General features: G+C 64.3%; 1 protein-coding gene. It reads right to left on the reverse strand.

What is annotated here, in order from left to right:
• Positions 1-28 precede the first annotated feature (28 nt).
• The gene (locus tag B3873_RS00895) at positions 29-3,832 is read right to left on the reverse strand and encodes a PAS domain S-box protein (protein WP_286863592.1); all 3,804 of its coding nucleotides are present in this window, start codon (positions 3,830-3,832) and stop codon (positions 29-31) included.
• Positions 3,833-4,344: the final 512 nt, after the last annotated feature.

Genomic DNA, 4,344 nt, shown 5'->3' on the forward strand with positions numbered 1-4,344 from the left:
CCTCTAGCTGAACATCACGCTTCACACATCACGCCGTCGCGATCTTCTTGAGTATCTCCTGCAGCTGGTCGATATCGTAGGGCTTGGGCAGCGCATGCGAGGCGAAGCCGACATTGCGCGCCACCATCGCGCCATAGCCAGAGGCGAAGATCACCGCCATTTCCGGGAAGCGCTCCAGCGCGCTCCTGGCCAGGTCCACGCCGGACATGCCGGGCAGATTGACGTCGGTGAAGAGCACATCGAAACTCTGCTCGCCCAGCGCCTGCTGCGCATCCTCCGCGCTGATCACGCCGCGCGCCTGGTGGCCCAGCGTTTCCAGCAATTCGCACACCAGTTGCTGGGAGTCGATGTTGTCTTCCACCACCAGCAGACGCAGGCCGCTGGCGGACTCTGCGATGGGTTCAGCTTCCGGTGCCATCACCACGCCGCCCGCGCTGCCTGCCTGATCGAAATGCGTATCCTGGCCGTCGGGCTGGCGATGGCTGCCACCCACCGGAAGGACATGGAGCATGGCATTGGCGTCAGCACTGGCGTTGGCCTGGTCGCGCTCGCGCGTCATCTGTGCCAGTTCGATGCGATGCGCCCGGCCCGACAGCATCTGCCGGATGCGCTGCGCCAGCTGGTTGATGCGATACGGTTTGGACAGCAGCTCCACGCCCGCATCCAGCCGCCCTTCATGGACGATGGCGTCGCGCGGATAGCCGGAGGTGAACAGGATCTCGATCTCCGGCAACAACTGCCGTGCCTGGCGCGCCAGTTCGGTCACCGGCACGCTGCCGGGCATGACCACATCGGTGAACATCAGGTCGACTGGAATGCCGCTCTGCAGGATGGCCAGCGCGCGTTCGCCATTGTCCGCCTTGAGCACACGGTAGCCCAGCGAGGACAGGGTATCGATCACCGTCAGTTGCAGGTTGGGATCGTCTTCCACCACCAGGATGGTTTCGTCGCCGCCGCGCACTTCCATGTCGCGATTGTCGTCAATCACCACTTCCTGATCGATGCAGCGCGGGAAGTAGATGCGGATCGTGGTGCCCTTGCCCGCTTCGCTGTGCAGGCTGATGTGGCCCTTGCTCTGCTTGACGAAACCGTAGGCCATGGACAGACCCAGACCCGTGCCCTCACCTTCGCGCTTGGTCGTGAAGAAGGGCTCGAAAGCACGCTCGCGCACCTCGGGCGACATGCCGGCCCCGTTGTCGGAGATCTGCAGTTCCACGTAATCGCCCGGCGGCAGGTCGGCCTGCGAGAGGAAGGCCGGATCGCTCAGTTGCACGTTGTCGATCTGCAGCGTGAGCCGTCCGCCATTGGGCATCGCATCGCGCGAATTGATGGCGGTGTTGATGATGAGGTTCTCGACCTGATTGGGATCGAGCATGGTATTCCACAGATCATGCGTGATGACGGTGGAGATTTCGATGTTCTCACCCACGGCCCGGCGCAGCAGGTCATCCATGTTCAGCACCACGCGTTCCAGATTGATGCTGCGCGGCTGCAGCGGCTGGCGGCGGGCAAACGCCAGCAACTGCGAGGACAGCTTGGCACCGCGGTCGACCGCGCCAATGGCGATGCGCACGCGCTGGCGGCTGCGGTCATCCAGGCGCGGATCGGTCTGCAGCAACTGCAGGTTGCCGCCGATGATCTGCAGCACGTTGTTGAAGTCGTGCGCCACGCCACCGGTCAGTTGGCCCACGGCTTCCATCTTCTGCATCTGGCGCAGCGCCGCCTCGGCGCGGCTGCGTTCGAGGATCTCCTCGACTACGCGCTGCTCCAGCGTGTCATTGAGTTCACGCAGGGCGTCTTCAGCGCGACGCCGTTCGGTGATGTCGGTAGACACCGCGATCATGGCCTGTGGCCTGCCCTCGCCGTCGACGATGCGGCTGATGTCGCTGGAGACCCAGAACGCGCTGCCATCAGGACGCAGGTAGCGCTTTTCCAGCGTGAAGGAACTGCCGTCGGCAATGCAACGCTTGAACAGCGTCATGTTCATCGGCACGTCATCAGGATGGGTGACGTCGGCCAGGGTCATCTGCAGTATCTCGGCCTCGGTGCGGCCCAGCATGCGGCACAGCGCCTGGTTCACGCGCAGGTAGTGGCCCTCCAGGTCCAGTTCGGAGAAGCACACCGAGGCCTGGTTGAAGATGGCGGTCAGGCGATTCTCGCTCCACGACAGCGCCTGCATGCCGCGCCGCCGTTCGGTCAGATCGATGAAGGTGCACAACGCACCTTGCAGCTCACCATCCTGCCAGACCGGATGGGCCTGGTATTGCACCGGGAAACTGCTGCCATCGACGCGCAGGAAATCTTCGCTCTCCACGTGCGTGGTCACGCCGTCACGGGCGGCCTTGAGCACGGCACATTCGCCGCGCGCGCCGCTGCCATCGTCGGCTGAGGTCAGGATCACCTCGTGGATCGAGCGGCCCAGCACATCCTTCTCGCCGGCATAGCCGAGCAATTTCAGGAAGGCCGCATTGCACAGCGTGACGATGCCCTCGCGGTCGATCGAGAAGAAGCCCTGGTCGGTGGAATCCAGCAGTTGGCGCACGAAGGCATTGTTGGCCCGCACGCTGGCTTCGGAAGCGGCCAGTGCCTGCTCCATCAGCTTGCGCGAGGTGACGTCGAACACCACCCCTACATAACGCGAACCGGCACGCGGATCGTCTTGCACCACCTCGCCTTTGCGCGCCAGCCAGCGCTGTTCGCCGTCGGGGCGGGTGATGTGGTATTCGGTATATTCCAGCGGATTGCGCGGACCGCCTTCCTTGATGCGCGAGGTGCCCAGGTTCGGGTGGAATTCTTCATCGATCATGTCCACCAGTTGCTGCGAGGTGACCTCGCCTTCGGCCGGCAGACCCCACAAGCGGCGGAATCGATCCGAGACCGCCAGCTTGCCGGAGACCGGGAACCACTCAAAGATGCCGATCCCGCCCGCGCGGTCAACGATGCGCAGGCGCTCTTCGGCCACGAAGCGTTCGGTGACGTCATTGCCCTCGATGAAGATCCCGGCCACCTGGCCATCGCCCCCCTTGATGGGCTGGAACACGAAGTCCAGCACGGCCCCCTCGAAACCGGTCTCATGCGCACGCCGCAGGAACAGGCGCGCACCGCGTTCGGTATAGGTCTGCCCGGTCTGGTAGACGCGGTCCAGCAATTCGTAGAGGTTTTCGTCCAGCAGCTCGGGCAGCGCTTCCCGCGCCGGCAGGCCCAACACCGGCCGATCACCGAAGAGCTTGAAGTAGGCCCCGTTGACGCGTTCGAACACATGCTGCGGACCGCGCACCACGGCCTTGAAACTGGGCGACTGCTCCATCAGGTCGCGCAGCATGTCGGTGTGCGCCAGCGCGGCATCCAGACCGGTAGAGCGCACCAGCGTGCAGAGCACGCCGGCCACTTGCGCGGACTGATCATCGGCCGCGTCTTCCCACACCGGTACGCAAGTCAGGTCCCATTGATCGGGTGTGCCCGCTGCTGCAGCGGCATCGGGAAACAGCGATACCCGGCCCAGTTGCTGTTGCTGGCCCTTGAAGGCCGCACCGATTGCCGCTTCGCAGATGCGCGCGGCACCCCGCCACAGCGCGGACTCGCTCAGGCGCGCACCGAAGGCCGCCGGATGGGCCGTACCGATACAGGCGGCGAAGGCATCGTTGTAGAGCATCTGGCGTGCTGTGCCCCAGACCAGCAGACTCGGCAGGGGGGAATGCAGTGCGATGTTGAGAGAGGTGCGCAGGGTCGGCGACCATTGCGCCGGCGCACCCAGGGGACTTGTGGTCCAGTCGGTTGCCGTGACGATCTGCGCGGCCAGGCCTGTGCCGCGCAACCAAGAAATGTCTGCCATGTCGTGAAACTTACCTTTAAGCCTAGCTTTGAGCACCGAGGTCGGTCTCGCGAAAGACGAGGCTTGCGCCGTCATGCTCCCGCGGGTCCCTTCATTGTTGTTCGCATCCGCTTGGAGCAGGCCCGTGAAGACGGGCGCAAGCACCCGGCGCGCCTGCTGCGTGCCGCCGATGATTATACGGGAAGCCGGTGCCGCTTCCGGGGCCGCTCTCAGCCCGCGGAAAAACATCCACCGGCCGCAACACCGCATGGCACAGGCATCTGCGCAGTCTTCCTGTTTTCCTACATGAAATTGCGCCGAGCACCTACGCGCGCCCTTCCCGCAGGACGGCGCGCGAAGGGAATATTCAACTGATGCAATTGGCGCAATTGGCGCAAGGCGCGCTCAGCTGTCGGGCTGGCTTTTCTTTTTCAGCGCCCGCTCCTCACGCAGCAGGCGGTTGAGTTCGGCCAGTTCCTGTACCGCTTCCTGGGTCAGGATCACGGGCTCGTTGGGCCGGTAGGCACGGCCGC

The sequence above is a fragment of the Herbaspirillum sp. UBA812 genome (assembly GCF_002296545.1).
In the GTDB taxonomy this organism is placed as follows: domain Bacteria; phylum Pseudomonadota; class Gammaproteobacteria; order Burkholderiales; family Burkholderiaceae_D; genus Herbaspirillum; species Herbaspirillum huttiense.